Consider the following 19,212-nt stretch of genomic DNA (forward strand, 5'->3'; position numbering starts at 1 on the left):
TAAGAGTCTGCAAAGATTCTTGGAGTTGAGGTGGAGTCTAGACACAAGCCCCGACAAGAGCGCCTTCTTCGGGTCGGGGTAGTTGACCTGCTCAAAATCGCTACAATATACCTTAAACAAAGTTTGCGCTCCTTGAGATATGAAACGCATCGTTTTGATCGCCGGTTTTGAATCCTTTAACGCTGACTTATACCGCAAAGCCGCCGAGTTAGCCACTGAACGCTGTCCGCAATTAGACATACAGGTATTTAGCGATCGCGCCCTCTCAGAAACACCCGAAGTCGTCGGAACTGCCCTCAAAGACGCTCAAGTTTTCTTCGGCAGTCTTATCTTTGATTACGATCAAGTGATGTGGTTACGTCAACGAGTGCAACACATCCCCATCCGCCTCGTGTTTGAATCTGCCCTAGAATTGATGAGTCTCACTCAATTGGGTAAATTCGTCATCGGCGATAAACCCAAAGGAATGCCGAAACCCATTCAATTTATCCTCAGTAAATTTTCAAGCGGCAAAGAAGAAGATAAACTCGCCGGCTATATTAGCTTTCTCAAAACCGGACCAAAACTGCTCAAATTTATCCCCGCGCAAAAAGTTCAAGACTTACGCAACTGGCTCATCATTTACGGCTATTGGAATGCTGGCGGCACAGAAAATGTCGCCGCTATGTTTTGGACCATTGCCGAGAAATATTTAGCCTTAAAAATCGGTGAAATTCCCACAGTCATCGAAACCCCTAACATGGGATTACTTCATCCCGACTATCAAGGTTATTTTCCCTCTCCTCAAGATTATTTAAATTGGTATCAAAAACATTTATCTTTAAAAGTTGATCAAACTCCCGTAGTTGGCCTTCTCCTCTATCGTAAGCACGTTATTACTAAACAGCCCTATATTCCCCAACTGATTCGTTATTTTGAAGCCGAAGGACTCATCCCCCTACCAATTTTTATTAATGGCGTAGAAGGGCACGTGGCGGTTAGAGATTGGATGACAACCGCTTATGAAACCCAACAACGTCAAGCGGGAAATATGGCTATTCCTTCTTTATCTAAAGAAGCTGTACAAGTCGATTCCATTGTGTCTACCATTGGCTTTCCTCTAGTGGGAGGTCCTGCCGGTTCTATGGAAGGCGGTAGAAGAGTAGAAGTCGCTAAACAAATTTTAGCCGCTAAAAATGTCCCTTATATTATCGCTGCACCGTTATTAATTCAAGATATTTATTCTTGGACCAGACAGGGCATTGGCGGCTTACAAAGTGTGGTTTTATATGCCTTACCGGAGTTAGATGGGGCCATTGATACTGTGCCATTAGGCGGCTTAGTGGGAGAAGATATTTATCTCATTCCTGAACGAGTGAAACGCCTCACAGGAAGGGTGAAAAATTGGATTAAATTAAGAAAAAAATTGCCTTCGGAACGAAAAATAGCGGTAATTTTATATGGGTTTCCGCCAGGTTATGGGGCAACCGGTACGGCGGCGTTATTGAATGTCCCCCGCTCGCTTTTAAAATTTTTACAAGGGTTAAAAGAGCAAGGATATACTGTCGGAGAATTGCCCGAAGATGGCGAAGAATTGATCCGTCGCGTTAAAGAGGCCGATGAGGGAGCAGATGCACACAGATTAACACAGATGGAGGGTTTATCAGGGACAAGGGTTAATGTACAACAATTAGAAAAATGGTTGGGGTATTTGTTGAGGTGCCGCATTGAAAAACAGTGGAAGTCTTTGACGGATACGGGCATAAAAACCATTGGCGATGAGTTTTATCTTGGGGGGATTCAATTAGGAAATATTTGGATCGGCGTTCAACCTCCCTTGGGGCTTTCGGGTGATCCGATGCGGCTAATGTTCGAGAAAGATTTAACCCCTCATCCTCAATATGCGGCTTTTTATCAGTGGTTACAACAGGATTTTGCCGCCGATGCCATTGTTCATTTTGGTATGCACGGAACAGTAGAATGGTTGCCGGGTTCTCCTTTGGGAAATACGGGCTATTCTTGGTCTGATATTTTGTTAGGAAATCTGCCGAATTTATATATTTATGCGGCCAATAATCCGTCTGAGTCGATGTTGGCTAAACGTCGCGGTTATGGGGTTTTGATTTCTCATAATGTGCCGCCCTATGGACGGGCTGGGTTATATAAAGAGTTGATGGCTTTGCGTGATTTGATTGCTGAGTTTCGCGAAGATCCTGACAAGAATTTAGCACTAAGAGACCCGATTTGTCAGAAAATTGTTGATACGGGTTTGGATGCGGATTGTCCTTTTGAAGAGGGGCAAAAGTTAGGGATTGATTTTACTGTGGAAAATGCGCGGCTGTTTAGTCGTTATGCACTTTGTGCTTATTTTGTCAAGGTGTATGAGTATTTACAAATTGTTGAGCAACGGCTGTTTTCTTCGGGGTTACATATTTTGGGTAATCCTCCGGATGAGGAGGGGTTACGGTCTTATTTGAATGCTTTTTTTGCCCAGGAGTTATCGGAGTGGGAATTTCAAGAGATTCTGTCGCGCCAAGACGCAAAGACAAGGCAGCAGGTTGGGGGAGGTCCAACGACTGCCGCGCAAAAAGAGGAAAATAGTCTGTCAAAAAGGGTTAGGGAGGGGGTGGAGATTGCTCGTTTGTTGGGACAAAATGAGGATGAGTTGGTCAATCTTTTAAGGGGGTTGAATGGGGAGTATATTTTGCCGGCTCCTGGGGGTGATTTGTTACGGGATGGGGTGGGTGTGTTACCGACGGGACGAAATATTCATGCTTTAGATCCTTATAGAATGCCGTCGGCGGCGGCTTATGAAAGAGGCCGGGAAATTGCTAAGAAAATTATTGCTCAACATTTAGATGAACAGGGTAAATATCCGGAAACGGTGGCGGTGATGTTGTGGGGTTTGGATGCTATTAAGACTAAGGGTGAATCTTTGGGGATTCTGTTAGAATTGGTGGGGGCTGAACCGATTAAGGAAGGAACCGGAAGAATTGTTAGATATGAGTTAAAACCCCTGGAAAAAGTGGGACATCCCCGGATTGATGTTTTGGCGAATTTATCGGGGATTTTTCGGGATACATTTGTTAATATTATTGAGTTGTTGGATGATTTATTTGAACGAGCGGCTCAGGCAGAAGAATCAGAAGAAGAAAATTTTATTCGTAAGCACGCTTTGGCGTTAAAGGCGCAGGGAGTTGAGAATGTTTCAGCCCGTTTATTTTCTAATCCGGCGGGAGATTTTGGCTCGTTAGTGAATGATCAAGTGGTGGATGGAAATTGGGAGTCTTCTGAAGAATTAGCGAAGACTTGGCAAGGAAGAAATGGGTTTAGTTATGGGAGAAAAGATAAAGGACAAGCACGCCCTGAAGTGCTGAGCGAGTTGCTAAAAACCAGTGAAAGAATTGTACAGGAAATTGATTCTGTGGAGTATGGGTTAACTGATCTTCAAGAATATTATGGCAATACCGGCGGACTAAAATTAGCGGCAGAAAAACAAAGCGGCAAACGGGTAACGGCTAATTTTGTTGAAAGTTTTTCTCGTGATACGACTCCCCGGAAATTAGAAGATTTATTGAGGTTGGAATATCGAACTAAATTATTAAATCCTAAATGGGGAAATGCTATGGCAGATCAGGGTTCGGGGGGAGCTTATGAAATTTCTCAGCGCATGACAGCTTTGATCGGTTGGGGAGGAACTGCCGGATTTACCGATAATTGGGTGTATGATCAAGCGGCCGATACTTATGCTTTAGATGCTCAAATGGCGGCTAAATTACGCTCATCTAATCCCGAAGCTTTTCGTAATATTGTTGGGCGCATGATAGAAGCTCATGGGCGCGGTTTTTGGCATCCAGATGAGGAGAAATTGCAAAAGTTACAAGAATTATATGAGTTAACAGAGGACGAACTCGAAGGGGTAAATAATTAACCGATGTAAGGGGAAAAACCTAGAGAGTTTTCTCCCCTAGGTCAAAGATGTTAAAAAGCCCGAAAAAAACAATTTTTTAAACAGCCAATCATTTTCTTAATGCTCTAGCTCACCAACTGAGTTTCTAGATAACTTTTCACAGCTTCCTCAAAAGCAAACTGTCGTATTGGTTGCCCTAAAGGAGATCGAAAGTTAGCCATAGTTTGAGCGTTGAAAGGGACTTGCTGAATTTCCCGAGAAAGTAATTGCAAAAATTTCTGCTGCTGCGAGGTGATTTGTAGCTCGCTTTGATGGCGTAAAAAATGATACAAAAGATGGAATAACAAAGGATAATCGTTAATAAAATGCAGGCAGTATTCCTCGAGAGTTGTCAGCAATAACGCATTACGCAAGGAAGAATCCTGAGTACATAAAGCAATTTGTTTTTGTTGTGTTTGAAGAAAGGGATCAACTTTCAATAACTGCTCAATCAATGCCTGAAGCGTTTTGACAACGGTTTTTTGGTGTTCAGGCGAGGCAGTGATCCAACTACGTAGGAGAGGATACTTGCTCAATACGGCTCCTAAACGGTTGAATAGATGACGATAAGCCTCTTTGGGCGCTACTCCTAAATAATGTTTTTGCAAAATTCGATAACGATTAATAATTCCCCGGGTAGCACTCGCCAACTCTTCAGTGGTCAGATCTTCTAACTTATCTACACTCTCTCCTAACAACCAACGCACTAAACCACGTCGCTGAGTGTTATTGAGATGGCGATGCTCTAATAAACAAGATTCCCAGAAAGATTTGAGGTGATTTGCTACCTTACCCATCTGCTTTTACTCTCCCTATTCTCTCTTTAAAAAGTAGAGAAACTTTGTTACAATGGCTACTGAGAATAATTAGCCTAAAGCAATAACAGAGTTCATATATGGAACAATAGGATGCCAAAAAGGCTAGTATTTCATTCCAGGCTCAGTTACTGTGTAATTCTCATTTCCTCTTTTAGTGTGCCGTTAAACCTACAAACATACAATCGAAGTTTAGGATCTTAACAACGAACTTAAGATTAGGTGACAAGGGATTGACTCAAGGGATCAAAAATCCTGTCTAGGCTTTATGGTCAAGGATTTTTCACTCAAACCATTATACCTTCTAAGCTTTAAACCTCCAGATGCTTGTTATCTTGCTGTGTAATCCTATAAGTTTACCTCACCAACCTGTTATCAACAAAAGCTCAAGTCATTTAACTTTGATTATGCTAAAACACTACAAAAAAACCGAGCCGGCTTATCAATAAATTTTCAGGAAAAAAGAAGAGCTATGTAAACTTTAATCATAACTGCACCAGGCTTGAAAAAGATGATAACCATGAGCAAGGAACAAGAACCAAGACGGCGACGCAAAAGAGGTGTAATCCTTACCAAACAAGGATTAAAAAAACTACTACAAGCTAAAGCACAAGCTGAAGAACGAGAAAATGGTGGCTATCGATATACTCTGGAAACTTTAAGTGATCGTACAGGTTTAGCTGTTGATACATTAATGAAAGTTTTTGCTTGTGAGATGGGAGTGGATAAAAAAACCCTTAAAGACTGCTTTAAAGCTTTTAATTTGGTACTAGAAACCGGTGATTTTTATCGCCGAGAACCTGAGATAGAAGCCGGACAAACCTGGCAATTGCTTCATGAAGGCCCGGAATTACCTGAAGGGCAAGTGCCTCTCCATTCAGATTTTTATGTTGAACGTTCCCCCATTGAGTCTGAATGTTATAAAGCCATTCTTCAACCCGGAGCTTTAATTCGCATCAAAGCCCCAAGACGGATGGGAAAAACTTCCCTAATGATGAGAATTCTTACTCAAGCAGCCCGGCAAAGATATAATACAGTTGCCTTAAGCTTACAGTTAGCCGATAGTAATCTCTTACAGAATTTAGATAAATTTTTACAATGGTTTTGTGCTAATGTGACTTTGGGGCTACAATTACCTAATAAATTATCTGACTATTGGGATGATATGTTTGGCAGCAAAATTAGCTGTAAAATTTATTTTGAGGAGTATTTGCTGGCTAAGACTAATCCCCCTATTATTTTAGCATTAGATGATGTGGATCGGCTCTTTCAATATAGAGATTTAGCGGATGATTTTTTTGGGTTATTACGGGCCTGGCATGAAGAAGCTAAAAATCGCGAAATCTGGCAAAAATTACGGTTAATTGTCGCTCATTCCACTGAAGTGTATATTCCCCTCAATGTTAATCAATCTCCCTTTAATGTCGGTTTACCCATTGAATTACCAACTTTAACGGCTGAACAAGTCTTCAATTTAGCCCATAAACATCAACTCGATTGGTCGATGGAACAGGCGGAAAAATTCTGCTCTTTTGTGGGCGGAAATCCTTATTTAATTCGCCTTGCTATGTATCATATTTGGCATGAAGATACAACTTTAGAAGAATTATTGACGGATTCTCCTATGTCCGATGATAATATTTATCGCCATCATTTGACCAGACAACTTTGGAATTTACAACAGCAAAATGAAGGGCTAGAACAAGGCTTGGCTAAGGTTGTCCTATCCTCTAAACCTATAGAATTAGATTTAATACAAGCCTTTCAGTTACAAAGTTTAGGATTAGTTCGTTTTCAATCTAAAGGCAATACCGTTAGCTCAAGTTGTCAATTATATACTCAATATTTTCAAGCCTATTTTGAAGCTAAAAATAACCTTTAAATAATTTTCTATGTCTCCTGCTTTTATTTATCAGTATCCCCCTCTTATTCCTGGAATATTACAGCGACGATATAAACGATTCTTGGCAGATATTGAATTAGCCTCTGGAGAAATTATTACAGCCCATTGCCAAAATACAGGTCCGATGATCGGGGTATGTACTCCCGGGAGTCGAGTCTATATCAGTGAAAGCCACAACCCGACCCGGAAATTAGCCTATAGTTGGGAGATGATCGAGGTAGATCAAACTTGGGTGGGAATTAATACGGCACTGCCTAATCAAGTCATTAAATTAGCTCTTAAACAAAATCTATTTTTAGAATTGGTAGGGCATTATACTCAATTTCGCTCGGAAGTCCCCTATGGTAAAGACAAGAAAAGCCGCATTGACTTTTTATTGAGTAATGAGGACACTCAATCTAAAATTTATTTAGAAGTGAAAAATACCACCCTAGCAGAAAACCAAATTGCTATGTTTCCTGATACAGTCACTACAAGGGGACAAAAACACCTGCGAGAAATGATGGCGTTGTTGCCCTCCTCTCAAGCCGTAATGTTGTATTTTATTAATCGTAGTGATTGTAGGGGCTTTCAGAGTGGCACTCGCTACGATCCCGACTATGCGAAACTCTTACGCTCCGCAGTGGATGCAGGGGTAAAGGTTTTACCCTGTCGCTTTGAAGTTACTCCCCAAGGGATTCGCTATCTGGGATTAGCAGATTTTATATATTAGTCATGAGTCATTAGTCATGAGTCGTTCTCCTTTCCCCCTACTCCCTAACATCTAACCTTTAACAACAGTGGAATTAAAACAAGTTATTATCGCTCATAAAGCCGGTGATCCTCAGAGTAAAATCTGGGCAGAAACCTGTGCTAAACAGTTGGAAGCCCGGCAATGTAAAGTCTTAATGGGGCCGAGTGGTTATAAAGACAACCCTTATCCCGTTTTTTTGGCTTCTACTACCTCAAATATTGACTTAGCGGTTATTCTTGGGGGTGATGGGACTGTCCTAGCCGCCGCACGACATCTCGCCTCCCAAGGCATTCCTATCTTAGCGGTTAATGTGGGAGGACATTTAGGGTTTCTCACTGAACCCTTTGAAAAGTTTACTAATAGCGAACAAGTATGGGATCGCTTACTAAACGATCACTATGCGCTAGAACGACGCATGATGCTAGAAGCTTGTCTGTACGAGGGGGACCGTCTCTCTCCTATGGCGGTGAGCGATCACTTTTATTGCCTCAATGAAATGTGTGTCAAACCGGCCAGTATTGATCGAATGCCTACCAGTTTTTTAGAAATGGAGGTAGATGGGGAAATTGTGGATCAATATCAGGGGGATGGCTTACTGGTGGCTACTCCTACCGGTTCAACCTGCTATACAGCCTCGGCTAATGGCCCCATTATTCATCCAGGGATGGAAGCGATCGCTGTTACCCCCATCTGTCCTTTAAGTCTTTCGAGTCGCCCTATTGTGATACCCCCAGCTTCAGTGGTCAATATCTGGCCTTTAGGAGATTACGAACTCAATACCAAACTTTGGACTGATGGGGTTTTAGCTTCTTCTATTTGGCCCGGACAATGGGTAGGAGTCAGAAAAGCTGATTTTAATGCTAATTTTATTATTTTGCGGGAAAGTTACTCTTTTTATCAGACAATTCGAGAAAAGTTGCAGTGGGCAGGAACCCGGATTCATTATGATAACAATCACCGTCAGTAGCGCCGAAAATTAATAAGAGGGGTATCTTATTTGCTAACAACTTAACCCCTCCTACACCACACTTAAACGATTAGGTTTTAAAGCTGTGTAAAATTTTCTATTGTGGAGAAGCCCCAGGAGAAGCCCCCGCATCAGGAGAAGCCCCAGGAGAAGCCCCAGCATCAGGAGAAGCCCCAGGAGAAGCCCCCGCATCAGGAGAAGTGGTGGCCTCTGGAGAAGGAGAAGCCCCCGCATCAGGAGAAGTGGTGGCCTCTGGAGAAGGAGAAGTCCCCGCATCAGGAGAAGTGGTGGCCTCTGGAGAAGGAGAAGACCCTCCTGTGCCGCCACCACCTGAATTACAACTTACCAATACAAAGGAAAAAGCCAAAATGAGAAGGACTTTTGTTAGTTTCATGATCACAGTTAACAAAACGTTAAAAAATAGTGATTGAGCAATATACTAAGTGATTATTCTCAACCACGTCAATTAAATCTTAACCCCCATATCCATTAAGAGATCAACTATTTGGTTGATTTCTCAATATTATAAAACCCCTTTGTTAAGATAAATAAACTAAATAGAAAAACCGCAAAAATCCTTAAAACCATGCAAACTACCGCCCTAGGAAAAAATGGCCCCTCTGTGACTGCCCTTGGTATTGGGACATGGGCATGGGGAGATCAACTGTTTTGGAACTATGGAAAAACCTTCAATTCGGCTGATGTAGAAGCGGCTTTTACGGCAACAGTAGAAGCCGGAATTACCTTTTTTGATACAGCCGAAGTATATGGGTTAGGAGAATCCGAATCACTACTAGGACGGTTTATCAAAAAAATCCACCGTCCGATAGATATTGCTACTAAATACGGCCCTGCCCCTTGGCGTTTTGGAGCCGATGCTGTTCATGATGCCCTGACAAATAGTCTCAAACGTTTACAACTCGATAAAATTACTTTATATCAAGTTCATTGGCCATTTACTTTCTTGATGAGTCAAGAAACTTTGCTCAACGCCCTTGCTTCGGAAGTAGAACGAGGTAGAATAAGCTGTATTGGGGTTAGTAATTATTCGAGTGAGCAAATGGCCTATGCTCATCAAATATTGGCAAAACGGGGCATTCCTTTGGCTGTTAATCAGGTGCAATATTCTCTGCTATATCGGAAAATAGAAACACAGGGAATTACGGCCACGGCTCAAGAATTAGGGGTAACGATTCTAGCTTATAGTCCTCTAGCCCAAGGATTATTAACGGGTAAATATAGCCCAGAAAAATCGATAACTCCTGATGGAGCGCGTCGCCTTGACTCTCGTTTTAGTGTTAAAGGATTAGAAAAAATTGTCCCCCTGTTAAACCTTTTGCGTGAGCTAGGAAACCAATATAACAAGACACCGGCTCAAGTCGCCCTCAATTGGTTAATCGCTCAAGGAAATGTCATTCCTATCCCAGGGGCAAAAAATGCCCAACAGGCAGCCCAAAACGCGGGAGCGCTCGGATGGAGTCTCACTCGAGATCAAGTTAGCCAGTTAGAACTTGTAAGCCGCCCTTGGTTATAATTCGTATTCTCACTGATGACTCAAACGATCGCAAAACTATACAGTGAGAACAATTTCCATCAAAAAAAGCTACAATAGTCAAATACTGATGTACTATTAAGCTAGTGCTTAGTTAATAGCCTTTAGTGATCAGCTTTGTCAGGCACTTTGATGGCGCGAAGTATGTACCGAAAAACTGACCTTAGACTAATGACTAATAACTAATGGCTAATCAAAAAACCTCCTATAAACAGCGTGAGACGTTAATGGCTACCATTACCAACAATCCTGATAAAGAAAAAGCTTTAAACTTAGTCCTTAATCAAATAGAGCGCAGCTTCGGGAAAGGATCGATCATGCGCTTAGGGGATGCGGCGCGGATGCGAGTCGAAACCATCCCGAGTGGTGCTTTAACCTTAGATTTAGCCTTGGGAGGCGGCTTACCTAAAGGTCGTGTGATTGAAATCTACGGGCCTGAAAGTTCAGGGAAAACCACCTTGGCCCTTCATGCGCTCGCCGAAGTGCAAAAAGCTGGCGGAGTAGCCGCTTTCGTGGATGCAGAACACGCTTTAGACCCAACCTATGCTGAAGCATTAGGCGTTGACATTCACAACCTTCTAGTGGCACAACCGGATACAGGGGAATCAGCCCTAGAAATAGTCGATCAATTAGTGAGATCGGCGGCGGTAGATATAGTAGTGGTAGACTCTGTAGCCGCCCTAGTGCCTCGGGCTGAAATAGAAGGAGAAATGGGGGATAATCAGGTGGGCCTACAGGCTCGACTGATGAGTAAAGCCCTGAGAAAAATTGCTGGTAATATTGGTAAATCTGGCTGTGTAGTCATTTTCTTAAACCAATTGCGGCAAAAAATAGGTGTTACCTATGGCAGTCCAGAAGTAACCACAGGCGGAACGGCTTTAAAATTTTATGCCTCGGTGCGCTTAGACATTCGTCGCATTCAAACCCTCAAAAAAGGCAGTGAGGGAGAATATGGAATTCGCGCTAAGGTAAAAGTGGCTAAAAATAAAGTAGCGCCTCCCTTTAGAATTGCTGAGTTTGATATTATTTTTGGCAAGGGGATCTCCCAGATGGGTTGCATGATAGACATGGCAGAACATACCGATGTCATCACCCGTAAAGGGGCATGGTATAGCTATAACGGCGATAATATTGCCCAAGGCCGAGATAATGCCGTTAAGTATTTAGAAGAAAACCCCGACACAGCAGTCATAATTGAAAAGCAAGTGCGGGAAAAACTTGATATTGCTTCTCTGTCTTTTGCAGGGTCTACCAGTGAAGACGAGGAAGAATTTGAGCCGGTTGAGGCTGAGGAATAAAGATATTTAAGGTAATATTAGCTGTTTTTGAGCTTAAATAATTACCTTATAGAAAATGATCCCCTAATCCCTGTAGAGACGTTGCCTAGAGCGTCTCTATTTTTAACTTATTTGCTTTTTTGTTCTAAGCGAAACAGCCAGATCATCAAAGCCACAAGACCCACCTGTAAGGCGAAATTAGGCAAAGCCTCGGTTACATTTGCGCCTGCCGCTAATTTGGCTAGAAATACCACAGCACCGATCAATCCAGAAGCCCCAAAGGCGAAATAGAAGAAGATTCTAAAACCTTTATAGGGGGCACTCGCTTCGGCTTTGAGCCGCGCTAATTTTTCTGGATCAAGCTTAGGGCGAGAGTTTGTCTTAGAGGGGCGGTTGTTGCTCATGTTGCTTTTGCTTTGGCGTTTTAGTGCTATTTTGGGTTATACTATAATTCTGTCTGCCGATGTAGCTCAGTGGTAGAGCATTCGATTCGTAATCGAATGGTCGTGAGTTCAAATCTCATCATCGGCTTGTCAAAAAATAGCGAATAACAACGAAACCATAAGGGTTTCAGCCTCAGCCCAAGAGATTCAGCTAGACTCTTAGGGTTTCGTTTTTTCTATAAAAACTTGCATTTTGTCTATCATTTTGAGATTTAACAAGTTTTACTATTGCCCCTACCACACTTATTTACCTGGTATATCCTAACGCCATTCATCATATTTTTAGTATTAATGAAACTGGTGTAAGCGGCAGGATATGATATCACGAAGGTTTGTTTTTTTCTTTTAGGTTAAATGTTTTATTTGATGGTGAATTAAGTTTTGTAATTGATTGGCTACTTCAACGCGATGACAGCGTTTACAATCCATTTCAGCACAAAGTAATAATACCGTTTTCCCCTTCGCTTTTTTAGCAATATTTTTTAAAACCTGATTGGCTTTTTCAGGATCAGGAGAAATCCATATATTTGTGCCTGAATCATTTCTTTCAATTTTAGCTCTTATAATTGACCATCGTGGATATCTTTTATCAAACTCTAGCTCACGATATCTAATAGGATAAATTCTAATCCATTGTAAAGGATTATCTTGGTCATCCAGCAATATCCCTGCTGTACAGACCGTTTCTCTATACTTTCTACTAATAGACGGGTAAGTTTTAGTAGCGATTAATATTTTTCTTGTTTCCATATTTTAAGCAAAAAAGTTGATATGCTGTTAATCAATAACAGCATCACAATAATAAAATTTTTAACCTTCCTCTATTGTTCAAAAGTTTACTCAGTTTTATCGGATTTTTCCTCTTTTACCTCTGACTCTTTTTTATCAGTTAGCGGCTCAATTTCTTTAGATTCAACCGGTTGAGTGGGAGTAACTTTCTCTTCAAAAGAAGCAGTGGGTTCACTGACTTCAGCTTCAGATTTAGCTAACTCAGGTTGATTTTCAACCACCGTTTCTGCGGCAGTATCAGCAACAATGGGAGTAACTTTCTCTTGGGGAGAGGGAGTTGGTTGATTCACTTCAGCTTCAGATTTAGCTAACTCAGGCTGATTTTCAATCACCGTTTCTGCGGTTGTATCAGCAACAAACGGTTCAAATACATAATCTGTGGTTTCTTCGGTAACTTCTTCAGGTGATCGATAAGCTTCTATAACCGTTTCCTCGTGATTATCAGGAACATAAGTTTCAAATTCATCCTCGGCTGAATTTTCGGGAGTGGCGGCTGTTGGAGTCGGTTGATCTTTTAATGGAGAGGGAGAAGGGGTTTTTTCCAGAGGTTCGGTTGTATTGGAGGGTTCGTCAAATTCAATTTCCGGTTCAGATTGAGCGATCGCCTGAATTTTGCTTGCCGGTTTAGGTTGAGCAGTAGGCTTTTTGCCGAAACCGAATAGGTTTTTCCATGAGAACCCTTTCTTTTGTTTAGTTTTAGGTGGAGTTGGAGCGGGAGTTGTATCTTCTACAGTAGCTTTTTTGGGAAATTCGCTCAACGTTTTCGGGGTTTCTTCAGGGATAGGTTGAGGTTGTTCCACTTGCGCCACAACAAAAACCTCTTCTTCGGTTTCGGGTTCTACCGTAACGGGTGTTTCTATGTTTTCTGCTGTTACTGTTTCGAGAATTTCTTGAGCAACGGTTTCAGTTGTAGAATCTTCTGTAACGCTTAGAGAGGGTGAAGCGAGTGCTGCCTCATTTTCAGGGGGAATAAAAGTTTCTGCCGCCGGTGAGGGGGTAGCTTGAGGGGTTTCTTGGGGAGTAGGTGCAGGCGAGGCTTTTTTCGCTTTAGGGGAACCTAGGCGGTTTTGCACCCATTGCACGACGGAGAATTCTGCAACGGGTTGATCAGGATATGCGATCGCTCGTCTTAATTTGGCGATTTGCCATCCGAAGGAGATGATCAGAATTACAGCCGCACTTTGTCCTAACAAAACTGCGCCAGTGATGAGTCCGGCACACAACCACAGAACTAGAGCATAAAATAAACCGATGCCACTCCACAAAAAATCATCTTTACGATGAATAACTGGGGAAAAAAAAGCCTGACTGAAAAGGATTAAACTGTAGACAGCAATGGCGATCGCTAGAATGTAGGGCAACATGAGGGCTTACTCCTTCGGTGTTCTCCTTTTTTATTGTGCGTCAAGTTGTCCCTTTATTGCCAATTGATTCACAGAAATTCTATCTTTTTTGGTAGAGGGCAAAAAACTTCTGCCTATTTAGATTATCTTTCTCTAACCCGATGTCAATGAAACATCCATAAGATTATTAGTATATTTCTATACTTGGCGGCACTAGAATTGACTTGGCTCAAATTCAGGCCAGGATCTGTTAATGAAACTGGGAAAATGGGGAATTCTAGAACTAGAACCCGTTGTTTTTCAGAAGCGAGATGACTATATATCTGTACTATGAGATTCTGGGACTTGAACCATTAGCCTCCCCCGAAGAAGTGAAAGCGGCTTACCGTCAGTTAGTTAAAATTTGGCATCCCGACTGTTTCCCGAATGATCCTCAACGGCAAAAAGAAGCCGAGATAAAATTTAAACAAATTTTAGAAGCTTATGAGGCGTTAAAAGACTATGAACCGGGTTCTCCTGAGACAAAGTTCCATCGGGGAATGACCACTAAAAAAACTGAGCCTGAAACTTTTTATCAACGGGGGATAGAATATATTCAACAGGAAAAGTATCAAGAGGCAATTAACGCATTTTCTCAGGCCATTCGTTTTAACCCGAATTATCTTGAAGCCTATCAATCTCGTGCTTTTATTTTATCTAAACTGGGTTTTGATCGGCGAGCAGAAGCCGATTTTCAAAAAGTTGCTATCCTTAAGTTGAAAAAAAAAATTGACCCTAATTTTTCTGATCAAACCTCTGCATCTAAAACTGACGCAACTGATTTTGTTAATGACACTTCTGCAAATTCTTCTCCATCTTCTGAACCTGAACAAACAGTATCTCAAAGGCCATCGGGTTGTTCTGCTTTTCCTAGATGGGTTCTTCAAGAGACTGTGATCGGTCATTCGCAGGTTGTTTCATCTGTCGCTTTTAGTAAGGATGGTCTGCTTTTTGCCACAGGTAGAATAGGCGGCGTTATTGGTTGGTTAATTAGAGGCGGGAGAATTTAATCTTATCGGGTAGATGTACAATTATAATTTAGCCTGCCTTCGCAGGCTTCGTCCGTAGAGCCTTTTCCTTCAGGGTTAGGGACAAAAAATGATCCCCCCCAACCCCCCTTATTAAGGGGGGAGTATGAGAACTATAATTTCAATTTCTCCCCACGAATTGCACAATCTAACAACTCTATCGGGTGCATCAAAGGAACCTGTTTACCCTGCAATTCTAAATGCTTTTTAATCTGCAAAGAACAACCCGGGTTAGGAGAAGCAATTAACGTCGCACCCGTATTCAATAAATTCGTCACTTTTTGCTGTCCTAACTCTTCAGCTACCTCCGGCTGCAACATATTATAAACTCCGGCACTGCCGCAACACAAAGCCGCATCTATGGGTTCTTTCAACCTCACTCCGGGGATATTCTGCAACACTTGACGGGGTTGTACACTAATTTTTTGCCCATGTAACAAATGACAAGCATCTTGATAAACGATGGTTAAATCACCTTTTGTTAAGGGTTGAAGCGGCGCTGTAACTCCCACTTCTGCCAAAAACTCTTGAACATCTTTAACCTGATCCGAAAACGCTTCACCTTTTTCCTTATACTCAGGGTCATCGGCTAAAATATGTCCATATTCTTTTAAAGTATGACCACATCCAGCCGCATTAATAATCACATAATCCACCCCCGTACCGGCAAAACTCTCTATCATTTGTCTTGCTAAAGCTTGAGCCTGTTTTTCTTGTCCTTGGTGGGCGGGTAAAGCGGCACAACATCCCTGAGTTTTTGGGATAACCACCTCACATCCATTAGCCGTTAAAACCCTGACGGTTGCCTCATTAACGGGCGAGAAAAATAGACGCTGAACACAACCTAAAACCATTCCCACTCGATAACGTTTCTCACCTTGGGCAGGGATAACATCGGGATAATTTTGAGTAAATGATTGGGCCGTTATTTCGGGTAATATAGACTCCATAGCGGCTAGGCGAGGAAAGAATTTTTTCAATAACCCTGTCGCCCGAACTAATTTTTGTAAGCCTAACTTTTGGTAAACCCACAAAAGAGGAAGTAATAACTTTAATCTGGCAGGATAAGGAAACAGATTAAAAATTAAGGTTCTAATTAACTTATCTTGTAAACTTCGGGGTTGATTTCGTTCCACTTGGGGACGGGTAGTGGCAATTAATTGATCATATTTTACCCCTGACGGACAAGTGGAAACACAAGCTAAACAGCCTAAACAAGTATCAAAATGTTGAGTCGTGGTTTCATCTAAAGCCGCTTGTCCTTTATTAATACCATTCATGAGATAAATTCTCCCTCTAGGTGAATCCATCTCTTTTCCGATCACGCGATAACTCGGACAAGTGGATAAACAAAAGCCGCAGTGAACACAACTATCAATTAATTCTTGTTTTGGAGGATTTTTCGGATCAAACCCTTTAACTTCTTCTAATTGTTTTTGAAAATTAAAACTGCTCGATTCTAGAGAATTATTAACTAAATTTTCTGAGGTTTGCATAATGGGTTTCTACGTATTTTTAATAAAAATTATTGTCAGGAAAGGGCGCAAGCCTTGCGCCCCTACAAACCCCCGACGAACCGACCTGGACTTAAAATATTATTGGGGTCAAATTTTTGTTTTAAATTACGCATTAAGTCTAACGCATTACCCCTATAACCCCAAGGCTCAAACTGTTGTTTAATAGGCTTAGGTGCTGTCAAAACCGTGAGAAAACCCTGACCGGTTTCTAGGAGCGATCGCAGCTTAGATAACTGACTCAAGACCGCCTCACTTTCTAATAGTAAACTCCCCAAACCACTGCCCAGATTAATCATCCCTAATCCTTGCTCATCAGTTAACTGATCCAATTGACGAATAAAACTGATCATTTGAGTGGGTATTATTCCTATTTTTGCAGTTACCGATGATTCTGTCTGGCTAATGGTTATTAATTCTTGTAATCGTTTCCATAGAGGATTTTCTTCATCTTCCCTATAAATACTATCTATTAATCCTAACTCTTGCCCGATCATTTTGACCTGATTAGACTGTTGGGTAATACTTTCAGGAATGCCTTGAAATCTTAAAATTAAACCGATGCCTTTTCCTATGCCTAATTGATGAACCATTCCCGAAGACAGCACATCAGCCGCAGTGGGAGTTAAACTAGACATACGGATAGTAGCGGTAGCTTTTTCAATTCCATTTGCATCACCTGTCAGCACCACTGTTTGAGAACTTTCTAGAAGCGGATAAACTTTAAAAGTTAGTTGACAAATTACGCCTAATGTGCTGTAAGAGCCGCTAAACAGCCGCATCATGTCATATCCGGCCACATTTTTAACGACTCTGCCCCCGGCTTTAGCAATTTTCCCATCAGTACGAACAATAGATAACCCTAAAACGAGGTCTTTAACCCCGCCATACCCTTGCCGCCAGTTTCCGGTATCAGAGGTGGCGACAATACCCCCAAGGGTTGCCGCTTCGGGGTAAGCTGGATCGACCGGTAAAAATTGATTATGTTGTTTGAGGGTTTGTTGAAGGTCCGCCAGTTTTACGCCGGCTTCTACGGTAACGGTAAGATCGCCTGTGGCCTGTTCGATAATGCGGTTTAGTCTTGCGGTACTAATGACAAGTTGAGGATTTTTTACCAGTCCTCCCCAGTTTAGTTTACTACCACTGCCGCAGGGTAAGACTGCCCATCGCTGTTCATTAGCGGTTTGAATAATTTGGGCGAGGGTTTCTTGGGTGTGGGGATAGATGAGGTAACTCGGCGGTGTATCAGAAGCGATAGCACTTTCTATTTTTTGTTTCCAGTGATAGTCAACTTGTTCCCAGGGGATGATTTCGGTTTGGGAGTCTAGGAGGGTTTCGAGTTTAGCGGCGATCTGCTTGGCAGCATCTTCGGTGTTCGCAGTTGTCATGAGTTTATGGCGGCAGGTTATCTCCTTTTTTAGAGTACCGTGAAGGGTTATCCCAAGAGAAGCCAGATATTTTATTTTCTTTTTTGTACTATGATTGGACTATGTACATAATTTATTGGTTGCTGTATATCTATAAAATTAATCATCATGCAGCTAGAAGATTATTTTGATTTCTTGTCACCCGATGATATCCGCATTAAAGGACAGCGCTCCGCGCCACTGCGTGAGCGTATCGGAATTGATAATGTTTTGGAGTGTTATCTAAATGGTTATTCTCCAAACGAAATAGCCGCGAATTTTCCCGGTTTAAGTTTAGAGAAAATTTATGCTACTCTTACCTATTATTATCATAAACGTTCAGAAATAGATGCTTATTTATTGCGTTTAAGACGATGGAAAGAGGAAGAATATCAAAAATGGTACGCTAATCCTTCGCCGATGGCATTAAGAATAAGGGAGATTAAAGCAAAACGAGAACAGGAATTATTAGATAAATATCCAGAGATAGATAAAAAGTAATGATTTGTGAATCTACTTAAATAACAATTACTCTTTATCTATCTTGCGAGTGCTTCTGACTTTGATTATTTTTTTTGGGTCTTCCTCCTTTTTTACCATTTTCTCTGGCTGCATTCTGTTTAGCTTCTGATGTAACTTTTCCTCCTCTGCGTCCTATTTCTGCCATCCAAGCTTTTGTTCCAAAAATACCAGCTACAAGATTAGCAAGACTAAAGTCAGCATCTAAACTATCCCAATGAATACTCCTCCCAGAAGCCGAGACCCAAACATCAGCTAATTGTTCTGGTGAAGCATTTTCTAATCCTTGTGCTAAGTTGGGTGGAAAGCTGACTCTAGCCCCATTTTTTAGCTTTATAACAATTAAATTTTCATTTTGGTCATAAGATACTGATTCAGCATAAGGTTCTGTCGCTTCTGCTTGTTGGTAAGCGGCTTTAGCTTGTTCTATCTCTTCTTGTAATCCTTCTAGATTAAACTCCTTTTTCCATTGACGTGCCATGTATTTTATGCCACTTTCTAAGAACAGTTCTTGATTGTTTGCAACTAAGTTCATTGCCTTTACTATATCTTGATTTTTAAAATTGGGATCTGCTTCTATTAATCTAGGGGGTTCGGTTTCTGACCCTATATATATTTTCACATCAGCTTTGTTAGTATCTGTTTTTCTGCCTTTGAAGATGTGAACATGAGCCGGTTCGTGATCGTTAGTGTAAATATAAACAGTTAAGTTATTCGCTTTATCTTCAAGAATTTTAGGCATAATTTCTTTATATTCTTAATATGTACTATATTCTTCATCGTTGTCTATCCTCCTTTTGTTTTGCATTCTTTCATTATAACCCAACAGCTTCGGTTTTTCCCAGATTCAATCCTAAAATTTTGTACCAAGCCGCCAAAATTTAAACCTAAAAAAGTCCCCCTTATTAAGGGCGATAATGGGGGATCAAACAGGCTTAAAAAACATTCTTTTTGTT

General features: G+C 41.5%; 16 protein-coding genes and 1 tRNA gene. 9 read left to right on the plus strand and 8 right to left on the minus strand.

All coding sequences use genetic code 11. The features are described 5' to 3' along the window. The first annotated feature begins 139 nt into the window (after positions 1–139). Positions 140–3,910: a magnesium chelatase subunit H gene (bchH, locus tag CYAN7822_RS06955; protein WP_013321532.1), complete on the plus strand. Its 3,771-nt coding sequence runs from the start codon at positions 140–142 to the stop codon at positions 3,908–3,910. Between the two features lie 104 nt (positions 3,911–4,014). Here bchH and CYAN7822_RS06960 read toward each other — a convergent pair whose 3' ends face one another. After that, a complete protein-coding gene (locus CYAN7822_RS06960; protein ID WP_013321533.1) occupies positions 4,015–4,725 on the minus strand; it encodes a hypothetical protein in 711 nt (236 codons plus the stop codon). Between the two features lie 529 nt (positions 4,726–5,254). Between CYAN7822_RS06960 and CYAN7822_RS06965 the strand changes: the two genes are divergently transcribed. The 3 genes from CYAN7822_RS06965 (at position 5,255) to CYAN7822_RS06975 (ending at position 8,346) form a co-directional block, all read left to right on the plus strand. Continuing rightward, a complete protein-coding gene (locus tag CYAN7822_RS06965; protein ID WP_013321534.1) occupies positions 5,255–6,625 on the plus strand; it encodes an AAA-like domain-containing protein in 1,371 nt (456 codons plus the stop codon). Between the two features lie 10 nt (positions 6,626–6,635). Further along, positions 6,636–7,358, plus strand: coding sequence for a DNA/RNA nuclease SfsA (gene sfsA / locus CYAN7822_RS06970; protein ID WP_013321535.1), 723 nt, complete (start codon positions 6,636–6,638; stop codon positions 7,356–7,358). A gap of 67 nt (positions 7,359–7,425) precedes the next feature. Then, a complete protein-coding gene (locus CYAN7822_RS06975) occupies positions 7,426–8,346 on the plus strand; it encodes an NAD(+) kinase (protein WP_013321536.1) in 921 nt (306 codons plus the stop codon). A gap of 97 nt (positions 8,347–8,443) precedes the next feature. On the opposite strand, the gene CYAN7822_RS06980 is transcribed toward CYAN7822_RS06975, so the two are convergent. Next, the gene (locus tag CYAN7822_RS06980) at positions 8,444–8,740 is read right to left on the minus strand and encodes a hypothetical protein (protein ID WP_013321537.1); all 297 of its coding nucleotides are present in this window, start codon (positions 8,738–8,740) and stop codon (positions 8,444–8,446) included. 192 nt (positions 8,741–8,932) lie between these two features. On the opposite strand from CYAN7822_RS06980, the gene CYAN7822_RS06985 reads away from it, so the two are divergent. Both CYAN7822_RS06985 and recA read left to right on the plus strand, forming a co-directional pair. Beyond that, positions 8,933–9,880, plus strand: coding sequence for an aldo/keto reductase (locus CYAN7822_RS06985; protein WP_013321538.1), 948 nt, complete (start codon positions 8,933–8,935; stop codon positions 9,878–9,880). Between the two features lie 245 nt (positions 9,881–10,125). Continuing rightward, positions 10,126–11,196, plus strand: coding sequence for a recombinase RecA (gene recA / locus CYAN7822_RS06990; RefSeq protein ID WP_041933562.1), 1,071 nt, complete (start codon positions 10,126–10,128; stop codon positions 11,194–11,196). 107 nt (positions 11,197–11,303) lie between these two features. Here recA and CYAN7822_RS06995 read toward each other — a convergent pair whose 3' ends face one another. Further along, the gene (locus tag CYAN7822_RS06995) at positions 11,304–11,579 is read right to left on the minus strand and encodes a DUF3493 domain-containing protein (protein ID WP_013321540.1); all 276 of its coding nucleotides are present in this window, start codon (positions 11,577–11,579) and stop codon (positions 11,304–11,306) included. Positions 11,580–11,634: 55 nt separating this feature from the next. Here CYAN7822_RS06995 and CYAN7822_RS07000 point away from each other — a divergent pair. Next, a tRNA-Thr gene (locus CYAN7822_RS07000) sits at positions 11,635–11,706 on the plus strand. A 257-nt stretch (positions 11,707–11,963) separates the two neighbouring features. On the opposite strand, the gene CYAN7822_RS38625 is transcribed toward CYAN7822_RS07000, so the two are convergent. Beyond that, complete coding sequence (locus CYAN7822_RS38625; RefSeq protein WP_013321541.1) at positions 11,964–12,368, minus strand: DUF488 family protein; 405 nt, start codon at positions 12,366–12,368, stop codon at positions 11,964–11,966. An 86-nt stretch (positions 12,369–12,454) separates the two neighbouring features. Then, positions 12,455–13,771 carry a Ycf66 family protein gene (locus CYAN7822_RS07010; protein WP_013321542.1) on the minus strand — a complete coding sequence of 439 codons (1,317 nt, stop codon included), beginning with the start codon at positions 13,769–13,771 and terminating at the stop codon, positions 12,455–12,457. Positions 13,772–14,061: 290 nt separating this feature from the next. Between CYAN7822_RS07010 and CYAN7822_RS34470 the strand changes: the two genes are divergently transcribed. Next, entirely contained in the window at positions 14,062–14,799 is a 738-nt protein-coding gene (locus CYAN7822_RS34470; RefSeq protein ID WP_013321543.1) for a J domain-containing protein, read from the plus strand. Positions 14,800–14,930: 131 nt separating this feature from the next. Here the strand turns inward: CYAN7822_RS34470 and CYAN7822_RS07020 are convergent, their stop codons facing one another. Together CYAN7822_RS07020 and CYAN7822_RS07025 are read right to left on the minus strand one after the other, a co-directional pair. After that, complete coding sequence (locus CYAN7822_RS07020; protein WP_013321544.1) at positions 14,931–16,313, minus strand: (Fe-S)-binding protein; 1,383 nt, start codon at positions 16,311–16,313, stop codon at positions 14,931–14,933. Between the two features lie 62 nt (positions 16,314–16,375). Continuing rightward, positions 16,376–17,719: an FAD-binding oxidoreductase gene (locus CYAN7822_RS07025; protein WP_013321545.1), complete on the minus strand. Its 1,344-nt coding sequence runs from the start codon at positions 17,717–17,719 to the stop codon at positions 16,376–16,378. 147 nt (positions 17,720–17,866) lie between these two features. Here CYAN7822_RS07025 and CYAN7822_RS07030 point away from each other — a divergent pair, with 147 nt between their 5' ends. After that, on the plus strand, positions 17,867–18,238 hold the full coding sequence (locus CYAN7822_RS07030) for a DUF433 domain-containing protein (RefSeq protein ID WP_013321546.1): 372 nt from the start codon (positions 17,867–17,869) through the stop codon (positions 18,236–18,238). 34 nt (positions 18,239–18,272) lie between these two features. On the opposite strand, the gene CYAN7822_RS38990 is transcribed toward CYAN7822_RS07030, so the two are convergent. Then, complete coding sequence (locus CYAN7822_RS38990) at positions 18,273–18,998, minus strand: DUF2442 domain-containing protein (protein WP_013321547.1); 726 nt, start codon at positions 18,996–18,998, stop codon at positions 18,273–18,275. Between the last annotated feature and the right edge of the window lie 214 nt (positions 18,999–19,212).

The organism is Gloeothece verrucosa PCC 7822 (assembly GCF_000147335.1).
In the GTDB taxonomy this organism is placed as follows: Bacteria; Cyanobacteriota; Cyanobacteriia; order Cyanobacteriales; family Microcystaceae; genus Gloeothece; species Gloeothece verrucosa.